This is a genomic window from Streptomyces sp. NPDC031445 (assembly GCF_055581365.1).
The window spans coordinates 274,762-300,178 of sequence record NZ_JBVIJO010000003.1 but is presented as its reverse complement, the minus strand read 5'-3'; the positions used below and the strand labels follow the sequence as shown (position 1 = coordinate 300,178).

22 protein-coding genes, 1 tRNA gene and 2 pseudogenes are annotated in these 25,417 nt (G+C 70.3%); 12 read left to right on the top strand and 13 right to left on the bottom strand.

Annotation, left to right across the window (positions count from 1 at the left end):
- Nucleotides 1-313 precede the first annotated feature (313 nt).
- The 5 genes and pseudogenes from ACZ5DC_RS11625 to ACZ5DC_RS11605 all read left to right on the top strand — a co-directional run bounded on the left by ACZ5DC_RS11625 (nt 314) and on the right by ACZ5DC_RS11605 (nt 7,233).
- The gene (locus ACZ5DC_RS11625) at nt 314-1,795 is read left to right on the top strand and encodes an FG-GAP-like repeat-containing protein (RefSeq protein WP_468651739.1); all 1,482 of its coding nucleotides are present in this window, start codon (nt 314-316) and stop codon (nt 1,793-1,795) included.
- 75 nt (nt 1,796-1,870) lie between these two features.
- Nucleotides 1,871-3,283 carry an FG-GAP-like repeat-containing protein gene (locus ACZ5DC_RS11620; RefSeq protein WP_468651737.1) on the top strand — a complete coding sequence of 471 codons (1,413 nt, stop codon included), beginning with the start codon at nt 1,871-1,873 and terminating at the stop codon, nt 3,281-3,283.
- Between the two features lie 35 nt (nt 3,284-3,318).
- Nucleotides 3,319-4,746, top strand: coding sequence for a hypothetical protein (locus ACZ5DC_RS11615; RefSeq protein WP_468651735.1), 1,428 nt, complete (start codon nt 3,319-3,321; stop codon nt 4,744-4,746).
- 89 nt (nt 4,747-4,835) lie between these two features.
- Nucleotides 4,836-5,888, top strand: a complete 1,053-nt coding sequence (locus tag ACZ5DC_RS11610; RefSeq protein ID WP_468651733.1) for a Yip1 family protein — start codon at nt 4,836-4,838, stop codon at nt 5,886-5,888.
- Nucleotides 5,889-5,966: 78 nt separating this feature from the next.
- Nucleotides 5,967-7,233 (top strand): annotated as a pseudogene (locus tag ACZ5DC_RS11605) (IS30 family transposase).
- Between the two features lie 70 nt (nt 7,234-7,303).
- Here ACZ5DC_RS11605 and ACZ5DC_RS11600 read toward each other — a convergent pair.
- Together ACZ5DC_RS11600 and dcd are read right to left on the bottom strand one after the other, a co-directional pair.
- A complete protein-coding gene (locus tag ACZ5DC_RS11600) occupies nt 7,304-7,807 on the bottom strand; it encodes a phosphoribosyltransferase (protein WP_468651731.1) in 504 nt (167 codons plus the stop codon).
- A gap of 13 nt (nt 7,808-7,820) precedes the next feature.
- Nucleotides 7,821-8,396 carry a dCTP deaminase gene (gene dcd / locus ACZ5DC_RS11595; RefSeq protein ID WP_014673940.1) on the bottom strand — a complete coding sequence of 192 codons (576 nt, stop codon included), beginning with the start codon at nt 8,394-8,396 and terminating at the stop codon, nt 7,821-7,823.
- A gap of 534 nt (nt 8,397-8,930) precedes the next feature.
- Between dcd and ACZ5DC_RS11590 the strand changes: the two genes are divergently transcribed.
- Nucleotides 8,931-9,004, top strand: a tRNA-Gly gene (locus tag ACZ5DC_RS11590).
- A gap of 49 nt (nt 9,005-9,053) precedes the next feature.
- Here ACZ5DC_RS11590 and ACZ5DC_RS11585 read toward each other — a convergent pair.
- A pseudogene (locus ACZ5DC_RS11585) lies at nt 9,054-9,968 on the bottom strand (tyrosine-type recombinase/integrase); the annotation flags it as partial.
- Between the two features lie 322 nt (nt 9,969-10,290).
- Between ACZ5DC_RS11585 and ACZ5DC_RS11580 the strand changes: the two are divergent.
- The gene (locus ACZ5DC_RS11580) at nt 10,291-10,422 is read left to right on the top strand and encodes a hypothetical protein (protein WP_468651729.1); all 132 of its coding nucleotides are present in this window, start codon (nt 10,291-10,293) and stop codon (nt 10,420-10,422) included.
- A gap of 254 nt (nt 10,423-10,676) precedes the next feature.
- Complete coding sequence (locus ACZ5DC_RS11575; protein ID WP_468651727.1) at nt 10,677-10,967, top strand: hypothetical protein; 291 nt, start codon at nt 10,677-10,679, stop codon at nt 10,965-10,967.
- Between the two features lie 233 nt (nt 10,968-11,200).
- Here ACZ5DC_RS11575 and ACZ5DC_RS11570 read toward each other — a convergent pair whose 3' ends face one another.
- From ACZ5DC_RS11570 to ACZ5DC_RS11525, 10 genes are all read right to left on the bottom strand, one after another.
- Nucleotides 11,201-11,671 (bottom strand): SMI1/KNR4 family protein, encoded by a 471-nt coding sequence (locus ACZ5DC_RS11570; protein ID WP_468651725.1) that lies wholly within the window; start codon nt 11,669-11,671, stop codon nt 11,201-11,203.
- A gap of 434 nt (nt 11,672-12,105) precedes the next feature.
- A complete protein-coding gene (locus tag ACZ5DC_RS11565) occupies nt 12,106-12,984 on the bottom strand; it encodes a hypothetical protein (RefSeq protein WP_468651723.1) in 879 nt (292 codons plus the stop codon).
- Entirely contained in the window at nt 12,981-14,300 is a 1,320-nt protein-coding gene (locus tag ACZ5DC_RS11560; RefSeq protein ID WP_468651721.1) for a WXG100-like domain-containing protein, read from the bottom strand. The genes ACZ5DC_RS11565 and ACZ5DC_RS11560 overlap by 4 nt, the downstream gene beginning before the upstream one ends.
- Entirely contained in the window at nt 14,297-14,650 is a 354-nt protein-coding gene (locus tag ACZ5DC_RS11555; RefSeq protein ID WP_468651719.1) for a hypothetical protein, read from the bottom strand. The genes ACZ5DC_RS11560 and ACZ5DC_RS11555 overlap by 4 nt, the downstream gene beginning before the upstream one ends.
- Nucleotides 14,651-15,032: 382 nt before the next feature.
- Nucleotides 15,033-15,752: a hypothetical protein gene (locus tag ACZ5DC_RS11550; protein WP_468651717.1), complete on the bottom strand. Its 720-nt coding sequence runs from the start codon at nt 15,750-15,752 to the stop codon at nt 15,033-15,035.
- 83 nt (nt 15,753-15,835) lie between these two features.
- Nucleotides 15,836-16,306: a hypothetical protein gene (locus tag ACZ5DC_RS11545; RefSeq protein WP_468651715.1), complete on the bottom strand. Its 471-nt coding sequence runs from the start codon at nt 16,304-16,306 to the stop codon at nt 15,836-15,838.
- Nucleotides 16,307-16,407: 101 nt separating this feature from the next.
- A complete protein-coding gene (locus ACZ5DC_RS11540) occupies nt 16,408-17,094 on the bottom strand; it encodes a hypothetical protein (protein WP_468651713.1) in 687 nt (228 codons plus the stop codon).
- Complete coding sequence (locus ACZ5DC_RS11535) at nt 17,091-18,743, bottom strand: polyprenyl synthetase family protein (protein WP_468651711.1); 1,653 nt, start codon at nt 18,741-18,743, stop codon at nt 17,091-17,093. Before ACZ5DC_RS11535 ends, ACZ5DC_RS11540 begins: the two co-directional genes overlap by 4 nt.
- The gene (locus ACZ5DC_RS11530) at nt 18,736-19,821 is read right to left on the bottom strand and encodes a hypothetical protein (RefSeq protein WP_468651709.1); all 1,086 of its coding nucleotides are present in this window, start codon (nt 19,819-19,821) and stop codon (nt 18,736-18,738) included. Before ACZ5DC_RS11530 ends, ACZ5DC_RS11535 begins: the two co-directional genes overlap by 8 nt.
- A 169-nt stretch (nt 19,822-19,990) precedes the next feature.
- Complete coding sequence (locus ACZ5DC_RS11525; protein ID WP_468651707.1) at nt 19,991-21,622, bottom strand: NHL domain-containing protein; 1,632 nt, start codon at nt 21,620-21,622, stop codon at nt 19,991-19,993.
- Nucleotides 21,623-22,184: 562 nt separating this feature from the next.
- Here ACZ5DC_RS11525 and ACZ5DC_RS11520 point away from each other — a divergent pair.
- The 4 genes from ACZ5DC_RS11520 (at nt 22,185) to ACZ5DC_RS11505 (ending at nt 25,352) form a co-directional block, all read left to right on the top strand.
- Nucleotides 22,185-22,796 carry a hypothetical protein gene (locus ACZ5DC_RS11520; protein ID WP_468651705.1) on the top strand — a complete coding sequence of 204 codons (612 nt, stop codon included), beginning with the start codon at nt 22,185-22,187 and terminating at the stop codon, nt 22,794-22,796.
- 20 nt (nt 22,797-22,816) lie between these two features.
- On the top strand, nt 22,817-23,683 hold the full coding sequence (locus ACZ5DC_RS11515; RefSeq protein ID WP_468651703.1) for a choice-of-anchor K domain-containing protein: 867 nt from the start codon (nt 22,817-22,819) through the stop codon (nt 23,681-23,683).
- A gap of 478 nt (nt 23,684-24,161) precedes the next feature.
- Nucleotides 24,162-24,560, top strand: coding sequence for a gas vesicle structural protein GvpA (locus tag ACZ5DC_RS11510; RefSeq protein WP_366750090.1), 399 nt, complete (start codon nt 24,162-24,164; stop codon nt 24,558-24,560).
- Nucleotides 24,561-24,563: 3 nt separating this feature from the next.
- Entirely contained in the window at nt 24,564-25,352 is a 789-nt protein-coding gene (locus ACZ5DC_RS11505; protein WP_468651701.1) for a GvpL/GvpF family gas vesicle protein, read from the top strand.
- The last annotated feature ends 65 nt before the right edge of the window (nt 25,353-25,417 follow it).

The following is a 25,417-nucleotide window of genomic DNA, read 5'->3' as shown; positions in this document are numbered from 1 at the left end:
ACGACTCCGCGTCGTCCCCTGAAGTGTGGTCCCGCCGGACCCCGCGGCAGGCCGGACCAGCCGCCGCTCAGGCTGAGCCGCAGGAGACGCCGCCCGGCGCCGAACCGGCGGTGGCCTCCGGTCCCCACCGGCGGTCACAGCGGCCCCGGGAAAATTCACCGAACTCATGTACAACCCTTACGCCCCGGCGCGGGTCTCATGATCGCCGGTCTCCTGTGAACCGCGGAGCAACTCGCGTCGAACACAGGGCGACCGCACCCCATCGACTGCGGATGCCCGCCAGGCATCCCCCGCATGCCGTAGGAGAAACCGCATGCACAAGCACCGCCGACTCGCCCTCGCGACGGCCACCGCGGCCGCGCTGACGGGCGGCCTGCTCACCTTCGCCGCGTCGCCCGCGACCGCCGCGGACTCCGTCAAGGTCGCGAAGGCCGACTTCAACGGCGACGGCATCGGTGACGTCGCCGCCTCCGCCGCCGGCGCCTACGTCAGCGGCCACAAGGACGCCGGCCAGATCGTCGTGCTGTACGGCACGGCCACCGGCGTCACCTCCGCCAAGCGCACCGTCATCAGCCAGAACACCACCGGCGTCCCCGGCACCGCCGAGGCCGGCGACGGCTTCGGCCAGGAGACGGCCTACGGCGACTTCAACAACGACGGCTACGACGACCTCGCCGTCAGCTCCCCCTTCGAGAAGGTCGGCACCGACACCAACGGCGGCGACCTCGTCATCCTGTACGGCTCCAAGACCGGCCTGACCGGCAAGTCCGCCCACCTGGTCGACCCGGCCGCCTCCTCCCACGACTACTGGGGCAAGGACCTCGCCGCCGGCGACTTCGACGGCGACGGCAAGACCGACCTGGTCGTCGGCAGCTCCGCCGCCACGCTCTACCTCTACAAGGGCGGCATCAGCGCCTCCGGCACCGCGGGCAGCGTCACCACCGTCAAGCCGCCCATCCTGTCCGGCAGCAACGACTACCCGTTCGGCCCGATGAGCCTGACCGCCGGCGACGTCAACGGCGACGGCCGCACCGACCTGGTGGTCGACGGCTACGAGACCTCCACCCAGTACGGCTGGAACACCAACTACTGGCTGCCCGGCACCGCGAGCGGTCTGACCGGCTCCTCCGCCAAGGCCCTCAAGCCCGGCATCATCACGGCGATCGGTGACATCAACGGCGACGGCTTCGGCGACATCGTCAGCGGCGCCGGCTGGGACGCCACCACCGAGGACGGCACCCCCGTCCCGGACGCCTCCAACGGCGGCCGGGTGAACGTCACCTACGGTTCCGCCTCGGGCCCGGCCGGCACCACCGGCATCAGCCAGAACACCGGCAGCGTCCCCGGCACCTCCGAGAAGGGCGACTCCTTCGGCTGGGACCTCGACCTCGGCGACATCAACGGCGACGGCTACCAGGACCTCGTGGTCAGCGCCCCGCTGGAGGACATCGAGGGCGTCACCGACACCGGCGCGGTCACCGTCCTGTACGGCTCGGCGTCCGGCGTGAACACCGCCTCCGGCGCCCAGTCCTTCAACCAGAACACCACCGGTGTCCCCGGCGGCAACGAGAAGAAGGACCTCTTCGGCATCGACGTCAAGCTCGACGACGTCACCGGCGACGGCAAGGCCGACCTGGTGATCGGCGCGAACGAGGACAGCGGCGACGGCGCCCTCACCTACCTGCCGTCCAACGGCTCGAAGATCACCACCTCGGGCAGCCGCTTCATCGGCGCCGGCAGCGCCGGCGTCTCCACCTCGGGCACCCCGCAGTTCGGCTCCGTCTTCGCCGACTGACCAGCCCTCGACCCGTTCATCCCCGGCCGGGCCCGCGCGTCGCGTGCCCGGCTCCCTCCCACCCGGAGCCCCGCCTTGCGCAAGCGCGTCCTCCTGCTGGCCGCCACCCTGACCACCGGCCTGCTCACCGCCCTGCCCGTCACCCCCGCCTCCGCCGCGCCCTCCCGGCTCAGCGGCGACTTCAACGGCGACGGCTACCTGGACATCGCCCTGAGCGCCGCCGGCCACCAGGTCGGCTCGGCACAGCAGGCCGGTGCGGTCGTCGTCCTCTACGGTTCGTCCTCGGGCGTCTCCGCCGCCAAGCGCACCGTCATCACGCAGAACTCCACCGGTGTCCCGGGCACCGCCGAGGCCGGGGACCTCTTCGGCCAGAGCCTGGCCGCCGGCGACCTCGACGGCGACGGCTACTCCGACCTGGTCGTGGGCGCCCCGGGCGAGGCCATCGGCGACCGGGACGCCGTGGGCAGCGCGACCATCCTGTGGGGCGGCAAGTCCGGTCTGTCCGGCGGCGCCCTGGTGCCCCAGCCGTCCACCCTGAACGAGTGGGGCAACTTCGCCGCCGGCATCGCCGTCGCCGACTTCGACGGGGACGGCAAGAACGACGTCACCCTCGCCGGCCGCAACCACATCCGCCTGTACCGAGGCCCCTTCACCCGCACCGGCACCCCGGCGAACAACCTCGGCGTCGGCGAACTGGGCGGCGCCACCGACGTGTTCGCGGGTGATCTGAACCACGACGGCGCCGCCGAGCGCTTCTACCCGTTCCTCGTGGACGGCGACCCGGGCGGGGAGATCGACTACTTCACCTGGAACGGCTCCAAGTGGGCCATGAAGAACCTGCCGAACGCCGACGGTCTGCCCGGCTCGATCGGTGACATCAACGGCGACGGCTACGGCGACGTGGTCCTCGGCGACCCCACCGACCCCAGCGGCTCCAAGAAGTCCGGCCACAAGGGCGGCCAGATCTCCGTCTGGTACGGCGGCCCGAACGGCCCCGACCCCGCCCAGACCCCGACCGTGATCCACCAGGACACCGCGGGAGCGCCCGGCACCGGCGAGACCGGCGACCTGTTCGGTTCGTCGGTCAGCACCGGCGACATCAACGGCGACGGCTACGCCGACGTCGCGGTCGGCGCGCCCGGCGAGGCCATCGGCACCATCCGCGAGGCCGGCGCGGTGACGGTCTTCCTCGGCTCCGCCAAGGGCCTGACCACCAAGGGCGCGAAGACCTGGACGCAGGACACCGAGGGCGTGCCCGGCGGCTCCGAGACCGGGGACCAGTTCGGCCAGTCGGTGCGGCTGACCGACGTCAACAAGAACGGCAAGGCCGACCTGGTCATCGGCGCGGGCGGCGAGAACGGCTACGGCGCCGTCACGGTCCTGCGCGGCACCGCCTCCGGCCTGACCACCGACTACGCCAAGTACATCGGCGCCCGCGACGTCTCCGTGCAGGGCCTCGGGAACTTCGCCTGGGCCATCGCCCCGTGACGTCCCCCCGCCCCAGACCTTCCCGGGGCAACTCCGTGCGCACACGCCTCCTCGCCGGCGCGCTCGCCGGCGCGCTGGCCCCGCTCGCCCTGGCCGCGCCCGCCGCCCACGCGGCCCGGGCCGCCGCCCCGTACGACTTCAACGGCGACGGCCGCGCCGATCTCGCGGTCGGCGCCCCCGACGCGACCGTCGGCGGCCGGTCCAAGGCGGGGGCCGTCTCGGTCGTCTACGGCAGCTCCACCGGGCTGAAGACGGCCACCCGCACCGTGATCACCCAGAACACGGCCGGCGTGCCCGGCACCGCCGAGGCGGGCGACGCCTTCGGCAGCGCCGTCGCCTCCGCCGACCTGGACAAGGACGGCTACGCCGACCTGCTGATCGGCGCGCCCGGCGAGGACGTCGACGGCGACACCAACGGCGGCACGGTGGTCGTCGTCTGGGGCGGCCGGTCCGGCCTCTCCGGGGCCCGCACGGTCGTCGACTACTGGGAGGAGGAGACGGACCGGTACGGGCAGTCCCTGGCCGTGGGCGACCTCGACGGTGACGGTGACCTCGACGTCGTGATCGGTTCCACCGGCTCCAGCGCCCTGAACTTCGTCAACGGCCCCGTCACCCGGTCCGGCTCCTTCCAGGGCGGCTCGGGAGCGGGCTTCCCCGCCCCCTACTCCCCGTCGTACGGCGTCACCTCCGTGTCCGCCGGACGGGTCTCCCCCGCCTGGTCCACCAGCCTGGTGGTGCACGGCCGGCAGCCCCGCACCGGTGCCGCCGTCACCCACCTGGTCACCGACCCGTCCATCGGCAACTTCACCGACTGGTGGCAGGAGCTGCCCGCCGGCACGGTCTCGGCGATCGGCGACATCGACAAGGACGGGTACGCCGACATCGCCGTCGGCAACCCGGCGGAGACCTCCGCCGATCCGGCGGGAGCCAAGGGCGGCAGGGTCACCGTCGTCTACGGCGGACCGGGCGGCGAGGACACCACCCGCGCCCTGCTGGTCCTCACCCAGGACACACCGGGCGTGCCGGGCGCGGCCGAGACCGGCGACGCGTTCGGCAGCGGCGTCTTCCTGGGCGACGTGGACGGCGACGGCTTCGAGGACCTGGCGGTCGGCGCGCCCGGCGAGGACTCCGGCGCCGGATCGGTCACCCTCCTGCGGGGCACCGCCCACGGGCTGACGGCCAAGGGCGCGGTGTCGTACACCCAGAACACCGCGGGCGTCCCCGGCACCGCCGAGAAGGGCGACCGCTTCGGCGCCCGGGTCCTGCTCGCCGACCACTCCGGTGACCACCGCGCCGAGCTGACCGTGGCGGGTCCGGGCGAGAACGCGGCCGACGGCGCGGTCTGGTCGCTGCGCGGCGCCCCCACCGGGCCGACGACGACCGGCGCGCTCTCGTTCGGCCCGTCGGCCACCGGCATCTCCACGGCGGGCACCCCGCGGTACGGCTCGGTCCTCAACCACTGACGCCGCACGGCATCACCGGGGGCACCTGGGGCGAACCCCGGCGGAACCCTGGCAGGACCCTGAACCGCCCGCTGACGCCCCCTTAGGGGATGTCACAGGTCGGCCGCAAAGCCGGGCCCGGACCGCCGGGCCCGGCACACCGGTCCTCAGGACCAGGTACGTTCGTTGACGTGGCTGGATTCAGGATCGGACGCGGGGGCCGGGACAACCGCACCCCCCAAGGACAGCAGGCGCCGCAGGGACCGTCGTACGGGCACGGGCAGGGACACGGGCCCGCCCGCCCCGGGGGGCCGTCGTACGGACGGCCGGGCCCCTCCGCTCCCGCGGGCCCCTCGTACGGCTACCCGTCGGCGCCGCAGCCGCCGCAGCCGCCGTACCAGCGGCAGGGGCAGCCGTACGGGTACCCGGGGCCGGCCGACGACGGACCGGAGTACTTCGGCGACGGCGGCCACCACCCGGGCCCCGGCCCCGGCGCGCACGACCCCTACGCGGCCAACAACCCGGGCCACACCCAGGCCTTCTCGGTCGACGAGGCCGCCGGCTACACCCAGGGCGCGACCTACCAGGCGGGCTCCGCCACCGCGCCGGCGGCGCCGCTCGGCCCGCCCCTGCACTGGAAGGAACTGCTGAAGGGGATCGTCCTGTCCCCGAACGACACCTTCCTGCGCATGCGGGACTACACGATGTGGACGCCCGCCCTCGTCGTGACCTTCCTCTACGGCCTGCTCGCGGTCTTCGGCTTCGACGGCGCCCGCGCGGACGCGATCAGCGCGACCCTCTCCAACGCGGTGCCGATCGTGCTGATCACGGCGGTCGTGATGGTCCTCGGCCTGTTCGTCCTGGGCGTGGTCACCCACACCCTGGCCCGCCAGCTCGGCGGCGACGGCGCCTGGCAGCCCACGGTGGGCCTGTCCATGCTGATCACGGCGCTCACGGACGCGCCCCGCCTGGTCGTCGCCATGTTCTTCGGCGGCGACGCCGGTTTCGTCCAGCTCCTCGGCTGGGCCACCTGGATCGGCGCGGGCGCCCTGCTGACCCTGATGGTGTCCCGCTCCCACGACCTGCCGTGGCCGAGGGCGCTGGGCGCGTCGGCGATCCAGCTCATCGCGCTGCTGTCGATCGTGAAGCTCGGCACGTTCTGAGTGCCGACGCGCGGAAAGGGCCCCCGGCGGGAACTTTCCTTCTAGTGGTCGTCGCAACACCCCAGTTCAGGGGATGCGATGGACTTCGAGATTCGGAAGGTGCGGGCTCCTCAGGGGCCACGCAAGTTGGTGGCTGAGCGGGCCGCATACTTCCAGCTCATGGAGCAGGGCTACAGCACCCGGGAAGCGGCTCGCCTCGTCGGCATCAACGCGCGAACCGGCAGGAAGTGGCGTAACGGTCACCACTCGCCGGGCAAGGGCTTGAAGGCGGTTGCGCCGATCTATCCGGTTCCCGGGCTGTCCCGGGAACCGGTGGACCAGGCGGAGCCGCCTTCACGGCCGTCGCGGTACCTGGGTGAGGAGGAGCGCATCCACATCGCGGACCGTCTGCGGGAGAAGGCATCGATCCGGCAGATAGCTGCCGAGCTGGGGCGCAGTCCCTCCACCATCAGCCGGGAGATACGCCGCAACCGCCGGCCGATGCCCCGGGGCGGCTTCGCCTACCAGCCCTTCCACGCCGACCGCCGGGCCCGCCGCAGACGCGCCCGCCCCAAGACCGGCAAGATCGGCCAGTGCCCCGAACTGCGGGACTTCATCCAGGACCACCTGACGATGCGGTGGAGCCCGGAACAGATCTGCCAGGCTCTGCGGACCCGCTTCCCCGACCGCCCGGAGATGCACGTGGTCCACGAGACGATCTACCAGGCCCTCTACGTCCAGGGCCGCGGCGAACTCCGCCGGTAACTGACCCGCGCACTGCGGACCGGCAGGGCCATGCGACGCCCCCACCGCCACGCCGACAGGCGCATCAACCGGCCGATCAAGAACATGGTCATGATCAGCGAGCGTCCCCGCCGAGGCGGCCGACCGGGCCGTCCCGGGCCACTGGGAAGGCGACCTGATCATCGGCAAGAACGGCCAGTCCGCCATCGGCACGCTCGTCGAACGCTCCACCCGCTATCTGATGCTCGTCCACCTGCCGACCGGCCACAGTGCCCTGGCCACCCGCAACGCGCTCGCCGCGACCGTCCCGACCCTGCCGTCCCATCTCTGGCGGTCCCTGACCTGGGACCAGGGCTCGGAGATGTCCGCCCACCTGTCGTTCACCGTCGCCACCGACATTCCGGTCTACTTCTGCGACCCGGCCAGCCCCTGGCAGCGCGGCTCGAACGAGAACACCAACGGCCTGCTGCGGCAGTACTTCCCGAAGGGAACCGACCTGACCGCCCACACTCCCCAGGACCTGGCAGCCGTCGCCGCCGAACTCAACAGCCGTCCACGCAAAACGCTCGGCTGGGAAACCCCAGCCGAGCGCCTCGCTAAGCTCCTGGCCACAGCCAGTTGATCACCTGTGTTGCAACGACCCCTCGAATTCGCCGAAAGCCGGGGGCCCTTTCCGGTGTCCGTGCCCGGGATCAGGCGTCCAGGACCTGCCCCGCCCGCTTCACCACGGGCGGCTCCACGCTCCACGGGAAGTTGATCCAGTCGTCGGTCCGCTTCCACACGTACTCGCACTTCACGAGGGAGTGGGACTTCTCGTAGATCACGGCGGAGCGCACCTCGGCGACGGTGTCGAGGCAGAAGTCGCGGACCAGCTTCAGGGTCTTGCCGGTGTCGGCGACGTCGTCGGTGATCAAGACCTTCTTGTCGGAGAAGTCGATCACGTTAGGGACGGGCGCGAGCATGACCGGCATTTCGAGGGTCGTCCCCACACCGGTGTAGAACTCGACGTTCACCAGGTGGATGTTCTTGCAGTCGAGGGCGTAGGCGAGCCCGCCCGCGACGAAGACACCCCCGCGCGCGATGCTGAGCACGATGTCGGGCTCGTACCCGTCGTCGGCGATGGTCTGCGCCAGCTCGCGGATGGCGGCCCCGAACCGCTCGTAGGACAGGTTCTCCCGCACGTCTGCGCTGCTCATGCTGTCGTCGCCCTCACACCTGGGTCCGATGGAAATTGAGATAGGACCGCGAGGCGGTCGGCCCGCGCTGCCCCTGGTACCGGGAGCCGTAGCGCTCACTGCCGTACGGGGACTCGGCGGGCGAGGTCAGCCGGAACATGCACAGCTGCCCGATCTTCATCCCCGGCCACAGCTTGATGGGGAGCGTGGCGAGGTTGGACAGCTCCAGGGTGACGTGCCCGCTGAATCCCGGGTCGATGAAACCGGCGGTCGAGTGCGTGACCAGCCCCAGCCGCCCGAGCGAGCTCTTGCCCTCCAGCCGGGAGGCGAGATCGTCGGGAAGCGTGATCACCTCGTACGTGGAGGCGAGCACGAACTCCCCGGGGTGCAGGATGAACGGCTCGTCGCCCTCCGGCTCCACCAGCCGGGTCAGATCGGCCTGCTCCACGGAGGGGTCGATGTGCGGGTACCGGTGGTTCTCGAACACCCGGAAGTACCGGTCCAGCCGGACGTCGATGCTCGACGGCTGCACCATGGTTTCGTCGTAGGGATCGATCCGTACCCGCCCGGCGTCGATCTCGGCCCGGATGTCCTTGTCTGAGAGAAGCACGTAGCGAGGATACGCAAGGCGTGCGGAGCCGTCGCAATCGCGACGGCTCCGCACGCCCGCTGTCACACGCCGGCTACAGCCGGTTCCTCTCCCGCCGCGCCCTTACCTCTTCTCCAGGACGACGGGGGTCGCGCTGCGGAGCCGGGCACACCGCGGGCACCGCACGAGCCGGCCGGGGCCGAGCCGCTCGGCCTTCTGCATCGGGAACGAAGCGGTGCTGAAGACGTGCCCGTCCGCGCATCGGACGACGGTGCGTTCCATCAAGTCCCTCAAGTCCCTTCCCCAGGAGCCTCGTCCGGCGTTGCTGCCCGGACGACGAAGGCACATTACGGGATCAAAGAGACGACTCTCCAGGCGGCACTCCGGCCCCACCGGGACCGCCCACGGTACGCCCCAACTCCAGCCGCCCGCAGCCGGTTACCCCGCCGCCCACCGACGCATTCCTCCGGGCTCCGGACACCGGGGCCCGATGATGATGTAGAGTGAGCGAGCATCCGGACACCGGACCCTCCGGGGCCGTACCGTCCGTATTACGCGGGTGTAGTTTAATGGTAGAACATCAGCTTCCCAAGCTGAGAGCGCGAGTTCGATTCTCGTCACCCGCTCCATGATGAAGGCCCAGGTCAGAGACCTGGGCCTTGTTGTTGTGCGTGGTGATCACTCGCCGCGTGCCAGATTCGTGCCAGAAGGCTTGTCGGGCACCTTCCTGGCCGCAGCAGCCGCCCGCGCCTTCCGTACGGTGGCGTCGAGGCCGGCGGCGACCTCTTCCTGCCGCTCCTCGTCGGAGTGCTGGTAGATCAGCGCGGCTTTCTCGGAGGACTGCCCGGCGCGGACCATCGTGTCCTTGAGGGTGGCGCCGGACCGCGTGGAGAGCGTGTGCCTGGTGTGGCGAAGGTCGTAGAACCGGAAGCCCTCCGGCATGCCGACGGTCTCCCGCGCCTCACGCCACTTCCGCCCGAAGGTGCTGCGGCGGAAGGGGGCGCCCTTCTCCCCCACGAAGATCAGCCCGTCCGGTCCCGGCTCGGCGTACGACTCCAGATGCCAGCGCAGCTCCCGGCGGAGGAACGCGGGAAGAATCACAGTCCGGGTTCCGGCCTCCGACTTGGTGTCGCCCTGGACGCGTCGCCCGTTCATCCGCTCGGGCTCAGCGAGGCGAACGCGAAGGGTGTCGAGGTCGACGTCCCGGCGACGAAGGCCGGCCAGCTCCTCCGGGCGCATCGGACCGGAGGCGCCGAGGTAGACCATCAGCCGCCACCGCATCCCGACGGCTTCGGCGAGCGCATCGACCTGGGCGACGGTGGCGATGCGCCTCTCGGCCGCCTTCTCCTTGCCAGCGCCTTTGATCCGGCACGGATTGCGCGTGATCAGCTCGTCGTCAACGGCTGTCTCCATGATGGCTTTCAGGAGGCGGTACGCCTTGGCCGTCATGGTCTTGGCCCCAGTCAGACGTAACCGCTCGGCCCGCCACTCGCGCACGCGCGGTGCCGTGATCTCGTCCAAGTCCACGTCGGCGAAGGCGGCCAGGTGCTTGTCGAGAAGGTAGCGATACAGGTCCCTGGTGAGCGGCGCCAGCTTTACGGGTTCAAGGCCCGCGCACAGCGCGGGCGCGCACCGCCTCTGCGGCGCGCTCGGCGGCTGCGGGCACGTCGTGGGAGAAACCCTCTGTGACTGGGGCGGTCGCTAATGCACCCACACCTCAAGGCCCGCAGAGAACTCTTCGCCCAAAATCCGCCTGAGGTTCGCATGCCCTAGCGCCGTTCCCACGCCCGTGAGTTCACATCTCCTTATCGCAGCGCTTCCCCGTATGGTTACTAGGTTCCGCAGGTTCGGATGCAAGGATGCGAACTCTTCCTCGATCTCGTCACCCGGCATTAGGTTGACGAGACTCGTCTGCATGTTCTTCACGGCCGACGCGGAGAGCGGCATTCACGTCATTCACTGGGGAGAAGCCCACCTGGAACCGGATCGCTCCTTAACGTGGGTGCACAAGGAACAGCTCCCGGTCGCCTCCATGCCGCTTGACTGACGTGTGTCGGTGCGGCGCGGCATGACCGCTCCGACTCGGCTCGGCCCTGGGCCGTCCCTGGGCCGTGCGAGGGTGCCCGAGGCCGACCGATGGCGACCGACAGTGACAGGTGAGGCGCGGCCGTCAGCCGCGAACCCGCAGGTCAGAGGGCCGGGGTCATATGCGTTTCCCCCAGGGGTGGCGGTCAGGCAAGATGAGGGGCGCTTCTTCCCGCCGGACAGAGGCCCTGTCTGGCACGTCCTGGGGGGACTTCAGTGATCATCGCTGTTTCGGACGGGCACGACCCGGCCTATCAGCTCCAGACGAGCGTGCTAGCGCTGGTCTTTGGCATAGCGCTCATCAGCGTCGGGCGGATGCTGCGACGGACCGGACGGCTACCTGCGTATCTCGACATCGGGCAAAAGACGTCGGGCTCGTTGGTGCCGCAAGGGGGCAAGAGTGCCGGCGTCGGGAGGCTCGGCGCAGGCCTGATCGCCATGGGCGGGTTCTTCCTCTTCGGTACCGCCTGCCTCATACTCGGCGCGCTGGGCGTCCTCGGTCCCTGAAGACAGAACCGGCAAGAGCCACGCCACCTACAGGGTGAGTGTCTAACTGCGTGACAACGCCGACGGACAGCGACGGACGAGCACGGACGCTCACGGACCATCGCAGCAGGTCAGGGGAACAATGGCCAAAGGCCAGCGGCCTGCGCGAGTTGCTTCGGGACGAAGAGGTCGTGGGTTCAAATCCCGCCACCCCGATCGGAGAAGTATCGGCTCAGGGCAGGGGGACATCTGGTCTACGAAGCGGGTTGGCTCTCCAGCAGTGTTTCCACCGTCAGGGTTCCTGCCAGCGTGCCGGTCAGCCATTCTGCCAAGTTCACGCCCTGGGGCCAGCACTCGCCCTCGTGGTTGCACCACATGGCGCCCGCAGGATCGCGGAAGTCGACGAGCGACCAGATGGCGCAGCCCCAGTCGTAGATCAGCACCAGGCCGGCCGGGATGCGGCCGGACGGATCCGGACCGTCCTGGTACAGCTCGGCGATGTCCGCAAAGTTGCCCTGCGCGGCCCCACCGCTCACCCCCAGGACTCCTTCGTCCGGGCCGAATCCGCCGTTGGCGACTTCGACGTACAGGCGCCGCAGGAGAGAGGGCAGCGGGAACCCGATGACTTCTTCCGCCGCGACGACAGCCTCCGGTGTTGCGGGCGGTGGCAAAGTCCCCGCCCGGGCTATGATCCGCAACGCCTCGACAACCTCATCGTCAGTCACCGGCTCAGCCTCTCAGCCCGGGTGGTCGTACGTGCCAGACGTGTGCCAGATCGTGCGGGGAACCAGGGAACACCGGGGACCCATTCGACCGCCCACCGGGCACCAACACCGCTCCTCCGCAGGTCAGCTCCGGAGCAAGCCCTGGATGCGCTTAGCTTCCCAAGCGGAGAGCGCGAGTTTTGATTCTCATCACCCGCGCCATATTGAAGGCCCAGGTCAGAGACCTGGGCCTCGTCTTTTGCGCAGTTTGTTCAGCCGTCGGGGGCCAGAAACGCGCCAGATCCACATCACAAGGATCCCGCACCAGTGGTGAAGCTCAGCGGCGGACCTACAGGTGAAGGAGGCCAGAAGCTGATGAGCCAAGGGCGCGCCCAGAACGTCCCGGACCGTGCCCTGCCGATCTGGATTGCAGTCGGCGGCAATGGTCCGTGATATCACCAGGGCAGGGGTTCCGGGCGGCGGTTCCACCACCATCCGTGTACCGAGGCGGCGTCCTTGCCGGGGAGCGGCTCCCTGCCGAGCAGGCCATCAGTGTCGTTGACTGTCAGGTCGGCGAAAAGGTCGTCCAGCGGCTCAAGAGCGTTCTGCAGGAGGACAGTCACCTTTGGGGGGAGCTGATTGCGCAACTGCTCCAGCCTGTCCCGCGCTGAGAGACGCTCCATGTAGAGGTCGGCCGGATACCAGCCGGACGGTTCCCAGGCAGCTTCCATCTGGCGGACGAGTTTCTCCCAGGCGATCAGGGCACTCCTTGCCGTCCAGAACGGGGTTCCCGGGGTGTCGGTCTCCTCCGGGTACATGCGATGCAGATGCGCGGCGAAGACGTCGCCAAGCGGGGTGGCAACCTTTAGCTCGCGGACAACTTCGGGAATGCGCGCGACCGTGACGTGCGGGAGCCGGTCGATGGGTGCCTCGACTCTGTCGATCGTGTAGCCGAGTTCTTCGTCGTCGCTCTCGTACAGGCGTGCCCGTGTGACGAGTCCGCTCTCCGTTGCCAGCCAGTACGCGCTCGGCAGCGCCTCCTCGGCGGGGAAGAGGACCAGGGCACCTGCCGACCGGGCGAAAGCGGATGCCAGCTCTCGCTCGCTGGGGAGCGGCTGCACTGACTCGTTGACATAGATGTCCAGAGACGTGGACACGTCACCCAGGACGCTCACCATTTCGCACAGCACCAGGGCATCCCAGTTACGCAGGTCCTGGTCTGTGTCCTCGTCGGCGACGTCCACCTCCTGGACGCCCACATGCAGGCACTGCGCAAGTGCGGCCGTGACGGCGTCGAGGGACAGGGGCTCCACGGTGAGGAGGTTGTACGTCATGGTGAGTAGGTCCCGTTGTAAATGTCCATGGCCTTCTGTACGGCCTCTGGGTTGTTTGTGAAGCGCGGATTCCGCGTCAGCTGCGGAGCTGCACTGATATCACCCTTGGCCTTGGCAATCTGCTGGAGGGCGGCGTATTCGTTCCGGTCGAGCTTGACGATGCCCGCACCGCTGTCGGGGTACACCGTGCCCGTGTCCTCGACGCCATACGTGCGCCCGTTGACCTCGTAACGGTTGGTGGCGTCGTCCCAGACGGCCTTGCCGGCCGCGATGTCGGCGATGTCCTGGTGGATGTCCTGCTCGTAGCCGCGAAGCACAACACTGTTGGCCTCTCTGACGTTGCGGCCACTGTGGGCGGCCCCCGAAACAGTGTGCCGGGCGTTCGGCGGTCTGAGGGACTTACCGGCTGCGGCTCCTTCGACGCCGCTCACCGCAGGCCAAGGTCCCTTCCCCGCCCCGCTATCCCCGGCGCCGGAGCCGCTGATCCGCATCGCGTAGCTATTACCCGCCGCGAGGTCACCAGTGGCTCCGCCGAGCTCGCCCGGGACTCCGGCGACGGCCATGCGAGGCCCGGTGAGATTGATATCGATGCTGTCGAAGAAGCTCGTCAAGCCTCCAGTACGGACAGCCCGGAAAGTTGCACCCGCACCGCCGAAACCACCGCCCAGGAGCGCGCCGTACACACCGGCCTGGCGGGCCTCATCGAGGCTGAGCCCACCCTTTTGCTCCCCCAAGGCGATGGACACGGGCTGGGTTACAGCGAGATCCACCGTGATGGATTCGACACCGGCGAAGGCCGCGGTGGCCAGGGTGGTGCCCGCAATGGTGGCGATCTCCTCGGTCACTGCGATGCCCAGGCCGGCGGCCATGTCCGCGACAGTGACCGCTGCCGCTGCTGCCGCGCCCTCCGAAATGCCCGCGGTGAAGATGGCCAGGGCGGTCCCGGCGACGAGGGTGGCGCCGACGATCTCCAGCTCGTGTTCCAGCTTCTTCTTCGCGCCGTGCACGGCGTCCGCGTAGGCGTCCAGAGCCTTGGCCATGTCTCGGGCGGCGTCGGCAAGATCCCTCAGCCAGCCTCGCCCGTCGTGGTAGTAGCGACGCCAGTACGGGTCGTCGAAGGCGGAGATGGCCTCGCCCTTGTTGTGCTCGATGATGGAGCGCGCTGCTTTGTTGGCGTCGGAGGTGACATCGTCGACGTCGTCGGCGAAGTTCCTCCACACCTTCGCGGCGTCCCGCAACCCGTCTTCATCGGCGTCCGGCCACCACATGCCCGTCAGGTCCTGGACGACCTTGCGGGCCTTGTCCGCGACACTCACTTGCCATCGCCCTTGGTGTCGCGATCAACGCGGATCCGGCTGAACATGCCTCGGATCAGCTCTTCGTTGTCGAGGTGCCCGTCAGCCATGTCGACCATGGCTTCTCGAATGCTGGCCAGCCCGTCGACCAGGATCTGAGTGGACTGCTCGATCTGCTTGACGTGCGGACCGTACACCTCATGGAACTTCTCGCCCTGCTCGTCGTCTCCCCAGGGAGAGCCGGCCGCAGCCAGCCCGTGCTTCAGCTTCGTGAGGGCTTGCGCGAGAGCAACGCTCTGATGGTGAAAACGAGGTGCTGTCGCCTTGAGGTCGGCGATCTTGATGTCGAGCACCTCGTCGCTGTCACCCATGACTTGACGTCTCCCCCTCCTTGACCAACCGGGCATTCGACCCTAGTCAGCAGTCCCCCTTCACGTCCGCGAGCTACGCAAACTCTGAGCAAAGGTCTGCTGGTGGGCCGTGAGCTGCGTCATTGGTCAGCGCGTGAGAGGCGTAGGCAGGCTCGCCCGTGACGGCCATGCGTGCTCGCCTCGTTTGGGATGCAGTCTTAAACATGTGCGCGCAGGCCCCCACACGACAGAGACATTGGCGTGCCTACGCCCGGGGCAAAGCCGGTCTGGCTGCCGAAGCGCCGTCGCTTCCCAAGCTGAGAGCGCGAGTTCGGTTCTCGTCACCCGCTCCACGAGAAACCCCCAGGTCAGCGACCCGGGGGTCGATTACCTCATCGATCCGTCACCCGAGGATCGAGGACGAGTCGCAGCCGAGGCTGGCGCGGCTGGCGACGGTGAAGGAGATGCTTCCGGTGTTCTCCCAGATGTTGTTGATGTTGGCGAACAGCCACCTCGTGGTCAGGCTGTGGTCGGCCGACGAGAGGGTGGCCGTCCGGCCCTCCGTCCCGGGCCTGATGCGGAACGTCACCGCGGTGTCCGCCAGCTTGTACGGCGGTGTCTCCTGGGCGCTCAGCGTCGTCCCGGAGAAGCTGCCCGGTCCCGTCACCGACACCACGTCGGCCACCGCCATCACCGAGGCCAGATTGACCCGGTGGATGTGGTACTGCGCTCCCACGGGATTGCGTGTGGTGTCCGGGCGCCACCTGAACGTGAACGTCGACCCCGGCGCGATCCGGCCGCCGAACGGGTTCGGTGACGACCACTCGTTGATCACCCCCTCGCCCAGCCGGGTGCCGAAGACGTTGCGCCAGTAGAAGCGGGGGTTCAGCCACGCGTTCCCCGGCTGAACGCACTCCGGGTCTCGTGCGGTCGTGGCCCGCGAAGCCGCCGCTGCGGGCTGGGCCTGCGCCGTGGCGGCGTTCGCGGGCAGTGACGACGCCAGCAGCATCGCCGCGGCCAGCGTGCCCAGGGTCCAGGTGCGCCGTCTGCCCCGTCGCAGCCGTGGCACCGACGAGGCAGCGCGCCGGATACGGCCCGGCAGGGCGTTTTCTGCTCCGTACATCTCCAGCCTTTCTCTTGCGCGCGACCCGTCGATGGCGCCGGTCGAGCCGGCGGGACCACCGACGGGCCGGTTCACCGGGTGGCTCAGTCCTCGTTGGGGTCGAGGACGCGGCCCTTGAGCTTGATCGGGTTGGCGGCGCCCACCTTGAGCTGGCCGTCGGTGTAGCGGCCCGGGGTCGCGCCGTCGACGGCGGTCACCTGGGCGCCGTAGCCGAGGCACTCCTGGTTGGTGGACAGGTACGGGTTGTGGGTGAAGGTCAGGGTGCGGCCCCCGTCACCGACGGTGCCCTGGGTGGTTTCGAGATTGCCCTTGGCCTGGAGCGTGTTGACGTCGTGGTAGGCCCAGGACAGCCAGCCGGTGAACACGAAACCGGTGGGCGCCTTCAGGGTGAAGGTGATGTCCCCGGGGTTGACCGGGCCGGGAACGGTGCTGAGGATGCCGAAGCTGAGGTGGGCGGGGACTCCGCCCGGCGCGTCCTCGACGATGCCCTGCTGGAGGATGTAGAGCTTGTTCTCCGATCCCGGCTGGACGGGGGTCTGGGTCTGTGTGGCCATTGTTGTCCCTTCTGTGGGTGGGTGTGTCCGCGTGAGCGGATCCGCCGGTGGCGGGCTTGGAAACCGGGCCCGCTCATGGACCGTCGGGGTGGCGACGGGCGTCATGAGCTAGGCGCGGACGGCGTGGGGTCGGCCGGTGCGTGGTCGGCCAGGAGCGGGCCGAGGACGGACAAGGCGCCCAGGGCGATGTCCTCGTAGAGGTAGAAGCCCGCTTCCAGCGGCGGCAGTTCCGCGTCTGTGTCGTCCGTGACGGGTTCCGGGTCGGTGGCATAGCCGTCGCCGTCGTCGGGGGCGGTACGCGGTTCGAGCAGGTCGGTGATGTCCTGCGCGGCACCCAGGAGGGTGCTGCGGGCTGTGGTGGCCAACAGGCGCAGGGGGAGGTCGAGGGCGGCGGTCGTCCGCTGACCGGGAACCAGCTTCGCCACCGTCGGCACCTCCTCGGTGGACGCGGCGGCCATCAGTCGCACGGGGAGCGTGCAGGCGGCGACGATCCGCTCGGTGGACATCAGGGGCGGGGGGTCGCCGTCGACCATGAGGTCTTCCCACTCCATCAGGTCGAAGAGGAACTGGCCGCCCTTGTACAGGGGCCAGGGCCGTACGGTGTCGAGCAGGAGGCGGGCGCGTTCGGGGGTGTCGCGGCGCAGGGCCACGCCGTGCCTGGCCAGGGTGCACAGGCACTGGCGCAGGCCGCTGTTGACGTGGCCGAGGAAGGCGAAGGCCCGGTGGTCCGTGGAGGTCAGCGGGCCGGTGTCGGCGGGGCAGTCCGGCGGGGGCGGGGTGGTGGTCACAGTGGCCTCGAGGTGACGTAGTGGGCGATCTGCCGCAGGACGGCTTTGCCTTCGTTCTCGGGGATGAACCGGAGGTCTTCCTCGAAGCGGGCGATGCCTTCGGCGGCGAGCCGGTCGGCGAGTTCGGTGGCGTACTCGATGGAGCCGTGCCGGCGCATGGCGGCGAGGAGTTCCTCGGCGTGCTGCTGGGTCTTGTCGGTACGGCGCTGCCGCAGGATGTCGAAGAGGCGGGGGCGCTCGTGGGCGTACGCGGTGCGGAACAGGTGGATCAGCATCACCGTGCGCTTGCCTTCGAGCAGGTCGCCGAGGGGCTCCTTGCCGTACAGGGCCTCCTCGCCGACCAGGTTCAGGATGTCGTCCTGGATCTGGAAGGCGATGCCGATCAGGCGGAACGCCTCGTCGAACCGGCTGAGAACGGCGGGGTCGGTGACGCCGGCGCAGACGGCGCCGATGCGGCACGGACTGATGCAGGTGTACCAGCCGGTCTTCTTGGTGCTCATGACGAAGTAGGCGTCGTCGGTCTCGGGGACGACCTCGTGGCGGATCCAGCCCAGTTCCATGGCCTGCCCCTCGATGGACTCCCGGCACATGTGCACCGCCTCGTGGATGAGGCCGAGGGTGCGGACCAGGCCGAGCGTTTCGAGGTTGGACAGGACGGCGTCGACGGCGAGCAGGTTCATCCCGTCGCCCACGTTGACGGCCAGGCCCAGGCCGTGTTCCTCGTGCATGGTGGGCAGACCGCGCCGGTGGGTGGATTCGTCGGCGATGTCGTCGTGGACGAGGAAGCCGTTGTGGAACAGTTCGAGGGCCGCGGCGGCGCGTACGGCGTCGTCGGGGCGCCCGCCGAAAGCGGCACAGGCGGCGATGGTCAGGGTGGGACGCAGGCCCTTGCCCTGGCGGGCGGGGTAGGAGCGCATGAGGTCGTACAGCTCGGCACGCGGTTCGCGGTCCGGCAGCAGCCGTTCGATCTCCTCGTTGGTACGGGCCCGGCACCGGAGCATGGTCTCCATCAGGTCCGCGTCCCGGACGGTGTCCTCCAGCGACCAGTCGGTGCTGGTGCGGCCGTCCCACAGCAGGCGCGGCGCGGTGACGGTGGTGTCCCCGATCAGCGCGGGCGGCGCGGGCACGTCCTCGGGGGAGCGCCGGGCGAGGAAGTCCAGGGCCGTCCAGTCGACCGGGTCGGCGGCCGGTTCCCGGACGGCGGGTGTCGCGCTGCCCCACAGCTGGGGGGCCTGTTCGCGGTACACCCCCCACAGTTCCTGCATGCTGCGCAGGCCCGCCGCGCGCTGGGACAGCAGGGTGAACGCCCGCCAGACGGCGAGGGTGTCCTCGCGGGAGCCGCGGACGTCGAGGCTGTCGGGCAGGACCTGGTCGACGGGCCGGCGCTGGAGGTCGAACAGCAGGTTCATGGCCCGGTCGTCGAAGGCGGCCTCGACGTCGGGGTCCGGGCAGCGGCCCCGGTCCACCACGATGCGACTGTGCCGAGCGGTGAGCGTGGCGTGGCTGCCGTCGTTGAAGTGCAGGCCCAGCCGGATGCCGCGCAGATGGCCGGCCGCGGCGGCGAGGATCGCCGGCGCCCGGTCGGACAGGGCGGCGACCGTCTCGTCCAGCAGCCGGGCCCCGGTGAACGCGGGGGCGGTCTCAGTCACGGGCACCCCCGGCGAACTCCACGATGCCCCCGGTGTGGAAGCCGATACGGCGTCCGCCGACCCGCCCCTCCACGGTGCACGGGCCGAGGGTCTCGTGCACGCTGAACGGGTGCAGGCTGGTCTCGGAAGGGTTGACGATCCGGCCCGCCGTGTGCGAGCGGAAGTCCAGGACGAGGCGGTCGTCGCCGAGTCGGGCGGTGATCAGCAGCCGGCCGGGCACCGCGGCCATCGGCGGGGTGCCCAGCAGGCCCGCCAGCGGCGGCACCATCACGACCCGGTCGCGGTCCAGGGTGCCGCTCACCGCCACGCGCAGGTTGCGCCGCGGGAAGTGGCGGACCATGCGCCCGTCCCGCCACAGCATCACCGATCCGTTGGCCGCGTCCGCGGGGTACGCGGGCTGGATCAGGGTGAAGACGACGGCCGACGGCGGGGCCTGGTCGGCCGGGCCCGAGGGGTCGTTGACGAATCCGAACACCCAGCCGCCGAGCGTGGGCCAGGACCACCGGCCGCGTACCCGCTCGTGGTAGCCGAGCAGGTCCGTCTCCGTCGCCGTGCCGTCGCCGTGCCGCAGGGTTCCGGCGCCCAGGACGCCGGGCTCCGACTGCCAGCGCAGATGCTCGTCGTCCCCGAACGGAGCGCACTGGGAGGTGCAGGGCCTGCTGGTCCGGGTCAGCCGTACGTCGACCGCCGGGACCGCCGAGCGGGCCGCCACCCGGAACGCGCCCGGTTCCCTGTGCGGGTGCGGTAACCGGAAGGCCGACCAGGGCAGTTCGGGCTGTTCGGCGTTGAACTGCGTCGCACTCCAGCCGTACCCCTCCCCGTAGAGGAGCAGGATCGCCATGTGCTGCCCCTCGGCCGCCGTGCCGGTGCCGCTGCGGCGCCCGGTGGCCGGGGCGCCCGGATGCGCGAAGACCGAGCCGGTGGAGGAGCCGAGGACGGACAGGTTCGCGATGAGCGCCTGTCGCCCGCACCGCGACAGGAACGCGTAGTGCAGCCACTTGCGGTCGAGCGGGTGGGCGAGCGGGGCACACGGGAAGGGGCCCGGCGGACCGAGCCGTGGAAGGGCGGGCGTGGACACGTTTCGAACGCTAACTCAACGTAGCGGATCACGTACAGTTCGTGACCTTCGTGAGGGTGACCTGGGAGCACAGAAACGATTACCTCCGCACTCAGGGTTTGAGAACGCAAAGAGCCGCCCATGGCGGGTGGTCTGCCATGGGCGGCTCCGCATCTCGTGCGCGCCCTCGTCAGCTGTCGTCGTCTGCGAGAACGCTCGCCTTGAGGCGCACTTCCGGCCGGCCCGCGATCACCGCCCGCCCGTCGGTGTACCGGCCCGGCTCGGCGTCGTTCAGGGCGCGGATGCCGAGCGTGTAGACCAGGGCCGCCGCCGGATGGCCGGGGGTGTTCAGGCGGGGCTCGTCCGTGACGGCCAACGACCGGCCGCCGTCGCCCACCGTCCCCGTCGGGTTGCCGCCGGGGATGACCGTGCGATCCGCCCGGTAGTACGCGCAGGTCACCCGGCCGTCGAAGACGAAGCCCGTCGGAGCGGTGAAGTGGTGCTCCACCCGTCCGGGGGCCCAGGGATCGGTGGAGGAGACCCGTACGTGCAGCAACTCGCCGCCACCGCGCGGGACTTCCAGGCCGACCTCCTGGCGTACGAGTAGCTGGGCGGGGGCTGGGGTGGGAGCTGGGACGGGTGCGGGTTCCGGCTCCCCCTCCTTCTCCGGCTCCGGTTCGGGCCCCGGCTCCGGTTCGGGTCCCGGCTCCGGCCCCGGTTTCTCCTCCCGTGACCGCTCGGTGTCCTGCGAGGCAGCCGTGGCGAGGGGTACCGATGCGATGCGGTGGTGGAAGTTGTCCGCCACGAGCAGGCGCCCCACGGGATCCACGGCGAGACCGCACGGGTAACGCAGCGCGACGTGGGCGACGGCATCGGGCGTGTCCACGGACGCGGTGGCCTCACGGGCAGCCGGATCGGGTTGCCCCGCGACGACACGGACCGCTCCGCCGGCCAGCCGCCACACGCGGTGTCCGGTCTGGTCGGCGACGTAGAGCACCCCCTCACCGTCGAACGCCACCGCGCGCGGTGCGCCCCAGCCGGCCGCCGTGGTGTCGGCGGCTCCGTCCGGCGGACCCGCCAGTACCCGCAGTTCCCCGTCCGAACCGAGCAGCAGTACCCGTCGGCCCTCCGGGTCGGCGATGCACAGCCGGCCGGCCCCGTCGACCGCCAGGCCGGCGGGCAGGAACGCCTCGCCCGCGTCGGCCGCTCCAGAGCCGCCGGCGTGCCCGGACGCCGCGACGACCGTGCTGATGACACCGTCGCCGTCGATGCTGCGCACACGCGGAATGCCGGCTTCCCCGACGTACAGCCGGCCCACCGCGTCGACGGCCACGGCGCACGGGGAATCGAGCCGGGCGCGGCGGGCCGGGCCGCCGTCGCCGTCACCCTCGCCGTCACCGCGCGAGCCGTCTCCCGCGACGGTGTCGATGACACCCGAGGGGTCGATACGGCGGATCCGGTGGTTCGTCTCGTCGGCGACGAACACGGTCCCGTCCGCGGCGACCGCCAGCGCGGACGGGAAGCCGAGGCGAGCACGCACCGCTTCGCCGCCGTCGCCGGCGAAACCCCGCAGCCCGTCCCCGGCGATCGTCGTCAGGGTGCCGGTGCCGTCGATACGGCGGACCCGGTGGTTCGCGTGGTCGGCGACGAAGACCGCGCCGCCTCCCAGGGCCACGTCCGCGGGGAAGGCCAACTGTGCTTGCGGCGCGGGCCCGCCGTCCCCGGCGAACCCGGCCGTGCCGTTGCCCGCCACGGTGCCCGGCAGGCCGTCTCCGTCCGGCGCGTCCGGCGGACGCCGCAGCGCCGTATCCCTGGCCGTCACGCCATCACCCGGATCGGGCGCGGCCGGGCCTCGATGATGCCCGGCACCTCACACGTCCCCGGCCTCGTTCGCCTCATCCACGTCTCCTTCCGCACCGTCATCGGCATTCCCCCTGCATACCGGTCGGGAGCGGATCGCAGGAGCAGCCACCGCGTCGGCCACTCACACGAGGGAGGAACGGGGTGAGGCGGACAGCGACGTGCTCCCCTCCGCCCCTGTGCGCCGTTTCTCGCCTCAACTGAACTCGAACAAGTGACGCAGAATCGATTCGGCATTCCAAACGGGGGAAAGGCGGCATATCACCGGTCAGTCCGGGCTAACGATGGACCCGGAGGAAAGCCCGGTGCGTGCCGCGGTCCCCGCGCGGACGCCTCGCTCGAAGCCACGGGCGGCGTCCCGCGTTCCGTCTCACGGGCGCGACCTTCACGACGACCGCGATCGGTGCACCGTGCGGCGCGCGGCGCCGATGCTCCGGCCGCCCCCTGCGGGGGCCGGGCGACCCGCACCAGGACGCCTCCCTTTCCGTCGCCCGCTTCGACCACGACCCCAGGAGGACCCGGAGATGAGCACCGACGTGCAGACCAGGAAGGAAGCCTACAAGCGGGGGGAGGAACAGGGGCGTGCCGATGCGCTCGGCGGGAAGCCCTACGCCGACCCGCCGCGTGACGGCTCGCGCGGGGAGCAGGACCAGTACGCGAACGGCTATGACTGGGGTTACGAACAGGGCCGCGCCCAGAAACTCGACCTCGTGGTGTGGCAGGAGGGCGGGGTCGAGGACGCTCCCGGTGGGCTCGGCACCACCATCAACATCTGCGTCCGCACGCCGAACTGGAGCGAGACGGTCGACGCCGGCGAACGCGAGCACATCTTCACCGCCCCCACCGGATTCCGCTGGAACGGCACGGTGGGCGCCCAGTACAAGCGCATCGACCAGACGACGGGTGGCAGCCTGCCCCCCGTCCGGGCCACGGTCAGCGACGACGGGCGCACCCTGACCTTCACCTACCACGTGCACCTGAACACCGGCGGCGAGGACAAGGACTGCATCGTCTACACCTGCGGCCTCGAAGCCGTCGACGGTGCCAAGACCGGCCGCCACACCGACGGCGTCGCCCAGATCGGCACCGCACCGCCGGCCAAGCTCAAGGCCGAGGTCATCGAGGACGAGGACTGAGAGAGCGGGATCCAGACACCATGACCACCGTCGTCACCTCCGGCGTGTTCTCCTCCACCAACCCCGCCGTCTCACCGGTCAACGGCGTGGGCACCGACTACATCCAGTGGGGCAGCGCCGGCAGCCAGAGCGGCTACCAGTTCCGCGGTGCGGCCGCTGACGTCCAGCTCGACGGCACCGAGTTCGTCGTCGGCACCTTCGTCCACCGCAACAAACCCACGAACGTCAGCCCCGGCCAGTTCGACGTCCAGCTGACCGTCAACGTCATGTTCGAGGACGGCAGCACGACCGACCTCGACTTCAGCTTCCACCACAACGAGACGCCCAACACCACCGGCACCAGCCCGGCGGACGACGACCTGGTCGACCTGCAGACCTTCGTCCACCCCCAGCCCGTCACGATCGACGGCAAGCAGTACCGGGCGGTACTGAGCGGATTCAAGCGCAACGGCCAGATCGTCCGGCAGTTCCGCAGCCCGGAGGGCGGCATCAACTTCGCCGAGGTGGTGTGCATGTTCACGCTCGACGAACCCGACGTGATCATCTCCGGCCTGCGCTATCAGGGCACGAGCACCGGCCAGGCGGACGAATACGTCGAGATCTTCAACAAGGGCGGCGGACCGCAGGACCTGACCGGCTGGAAGGTGGAGGCCAAACCCACCGGCCGTTCGTTCCCCTTCCCGCCGGGAACGGTCATCCAGCCCGGCCAGCGCTACCGCGTCTACACCAACGAGAACCACCCGGAGTACGGCGGCTTCTCCTTCAGTTCCTCCAGCGAGGTCTGGCGGGACCAGGGCGGCATCGCCCGCCTGGTCGCGGACGACGGCTTCGTCGTCGACCAGTCCCCCTACCTGGACAAGGGGTTCAACAAGACCGGCACTCCGTGAGCCGGAATCCGTCGGCCCCTCGATGACAGGTGAGGGGGAACAACTCCTCACCTGTCGTCGCCGGGGTCGGTACGCGGCGCATCATCCGCATGGACACGGCACCGACGTGTGCACGGTCGCGCACTCCCGATCACGCTGTACGGCCCTCGCTGTCCGGGACCAGGCACATCTCACACGGCCGCTCCAACGTGTGAGGCGCCACCGGTCAGCCGGGCACGCTCGGCCGCCACGGCCTCCGGGTCGGCCGGCCCGTGCACCTTGTCACAGTCCGCGATCAGCCCGTCCAGACTGTCCCGCTCGATCCGGTTCCCGTCGCCCGCTGCATGAAGAAGGCCCAGGAAGAAGGCCCAGGTCGGAGACCCGGGCCGGTTCGCTGTTCTGGGCGATCAGTCGCCGCGTCCCAAATGCGGCGTTTGGTCGCGAGTGAGGCGGCTACCCGCCGCAGGGAGCCTGCTCGGACAGCGAGGAGTTGGTCGATATGACCATGGTGACACAAGGGGGCGGCGGAGGCGGTTCCAGCGGTCTGTACGACGTGCTGGAACTCGTCCTGGACCGCGGGCTGGTGATCGACGCGTTCGTGCGCGTCTCCCTGGTCGGCATCGAGATTCTCAAGATCGACGTACGCGTCGTTGTCGCGAGCGTCGACACCTACCTCCGCTTCGCCGAGGCGTGCAACCGCCTCGACCTCGAAGCAGGCCCCCGCAAGCCGGCCGGGCTCACGGAGCTTACGGGGAAGATGATGGAATCCGGCGCCCACGGCAAGACCAAGGGAGCCCTGTCCGGTGCCGCGGAGACCATTTCGGAGGCCTTCAAGCAGGCACGCGACGAGGGCCAGGAGCGGCAGGGCGACCGGGCCGCGCGCAGGAGGGGGGAATAGCAGATGAGCACCTATGTCTACGGGATCGTCCGCGCTTCCCATCCCCCGCTCCCCCAGGACCTGGAAGGCGTCGGGGCGTCCCCGCAGCCGGTACGCGTGCTGCGCCAGGGCGAGCTGGCCGCCATCGTCAGCGACGCCCCCGAGGAGCTGCGCCCCAAACGCCGTGACCTGCTCGCCCACCAGCGGGTACTGGACGAAGCCGGGGCGGACGGCGTGGTGCTGCCCATGCGGTTCGGCAGCGCCTCCCCGGACGACGACACGGTGATCACGGTGCTCGCCGAGCGCGCGGACCGGTTCCTCGAGCGGCTGCACGCGCTGGACGGCACGGTGGAGTACAACGTCAAGGCCAACCACGACGAGGAGGCCGTACTCCGCCTGATCATGGCCGACCATGACGACATCCGGTCCCTGGCGGCGGCGAACCGCGAGGCCGGCGGCGGCACCCAGGAGGAGAGGATCCGGCTCGGGGAGATGGTCGCCGCCGCCGTCCAGGAACGCGAGGCGGCCGACGCCGAGCTGCTCCGGCAGGCGCTCGCACCGATGGCCGAGGAGGTCAGCGCCGGGCCGCCGAGCAGCGGCTGGCTGGCCAACCTCTCCTTCCTGGTGGACCGCCCCTCGGCGGAGCGGTTCCTGAGCGCGGTCGACGCGTTCAGCCGGGAGAACCCTCACCTGGAGCTGCGCGTCAGCGGCCCGCTTCCGCCCTACAGTTTCGTCGAGTCCGCCTCCTCCGGGCAGGCGGAAGGCGGCACCACGGAAGCCTTCGGCAACGCCGCCGCCCAGCCGACCGGGTAGCAGGCCACCGCCGGCCGCCGATCAGCGGTCACGCGGGCAGGCCCGGAGGGCAGGGGCTGACGTCC

What these genes read in the sequence shown, in the direction of transcription:
- ACZ5DC_RS11545 (WP_468651715.1), bottom strand. Translation starts at nt 16,306, where the DNA reads ATGGCCACACAGACCCAGACCCCCGTCCAGCCGGGATCGGAGAACAAG.
- ACZ5DC_RS11625 (WP_468651739.1), top strand. Translation starts at nt 314, where the DNA reads ATGCACAAGCACCGCCGACTCGCCCTCGCGACGGCCACCGCGGCCGCG.
- ACZ5DC_RS11550 (WP_468651717.1), bottom strand. Translation starts at nt 15,752, where the DNA reads ATGTACGGAGCAGAAAACGCCCTGCCGGGCCGTATCCGGCGCGCTGCC.
- ACZ5DC_RS11505 (WP_468651701.1), top strand. Translation starts at nt 24,564, where the DNA reads ATGAGCACCTATGTCTACGGGATCGTCCGCGCTTCCCATCCCCCGCTC.
- ACZ5DC_RS11555 (WP_468651719.1), bottom strand. Translation starts at nt 14,650, where the DNA reads ATGGGTGACAGCGACGAGGTGCTCGACATCAAGATCGCCGACCTCAAG.
- ACZ5DC_RS11610 (WP_468651733.1), top strand. Translation starts at nt 4,836, where the DNA reads ATGTCACAGGTCGGCCGCAAAGCCGGGCCCGGACCGCCGGGCCCGGCA.
- ACZ5DC_RS11515 (WP_468651703.1), top strand. Translation starts at nt 22,817, where the DNA reads ATGACCACCGTCGTCACCTCCGGCGTGTTCTCCTCCACCAACCCCGCC.
- ACZ5DC_RS11520 (WP_468651705.1), top strand. Translation starts at nt 22,185, where the DNA reads ATGAGCACCGACGTGCAGACCAGGAAGGAAGCCTACAAGCGGGGGGAG.
- ACZ5DC_RS11565 (WP_468651723.1), bottom strand. Translation starts at nt 12,984, where the DNA reads ATGACGTACAACCTCCTCACCGTGGAGCCCCTGTCCCTCGACGCCGTC.
- ACZ5DC_RS11600 (WP_468651731.1), bottom strand. Translation starts at nt 7,807, where the DNA reads ATGAGCAGCGCAGACGTGCGGGAGAACCTGTCCTACGAGCGGTTCGGG.
- ACZ5DC_RS11510 (WP_366750090.1), top strand. Translation starts at nt 24,162, where the DNA reads ATGACCATGGTGACACAAGGGGGCGGCGGAGGCGGTTCCAGCGGTCTG.
- ACZ5DC_RS11580 (WP_468651729.1), top strand. Translation starts at nt 10,291, where the DNA reads ATGTTCTTCACGGCCGACGCGGAGAGCGGCATTCACGTCATTCACTGG.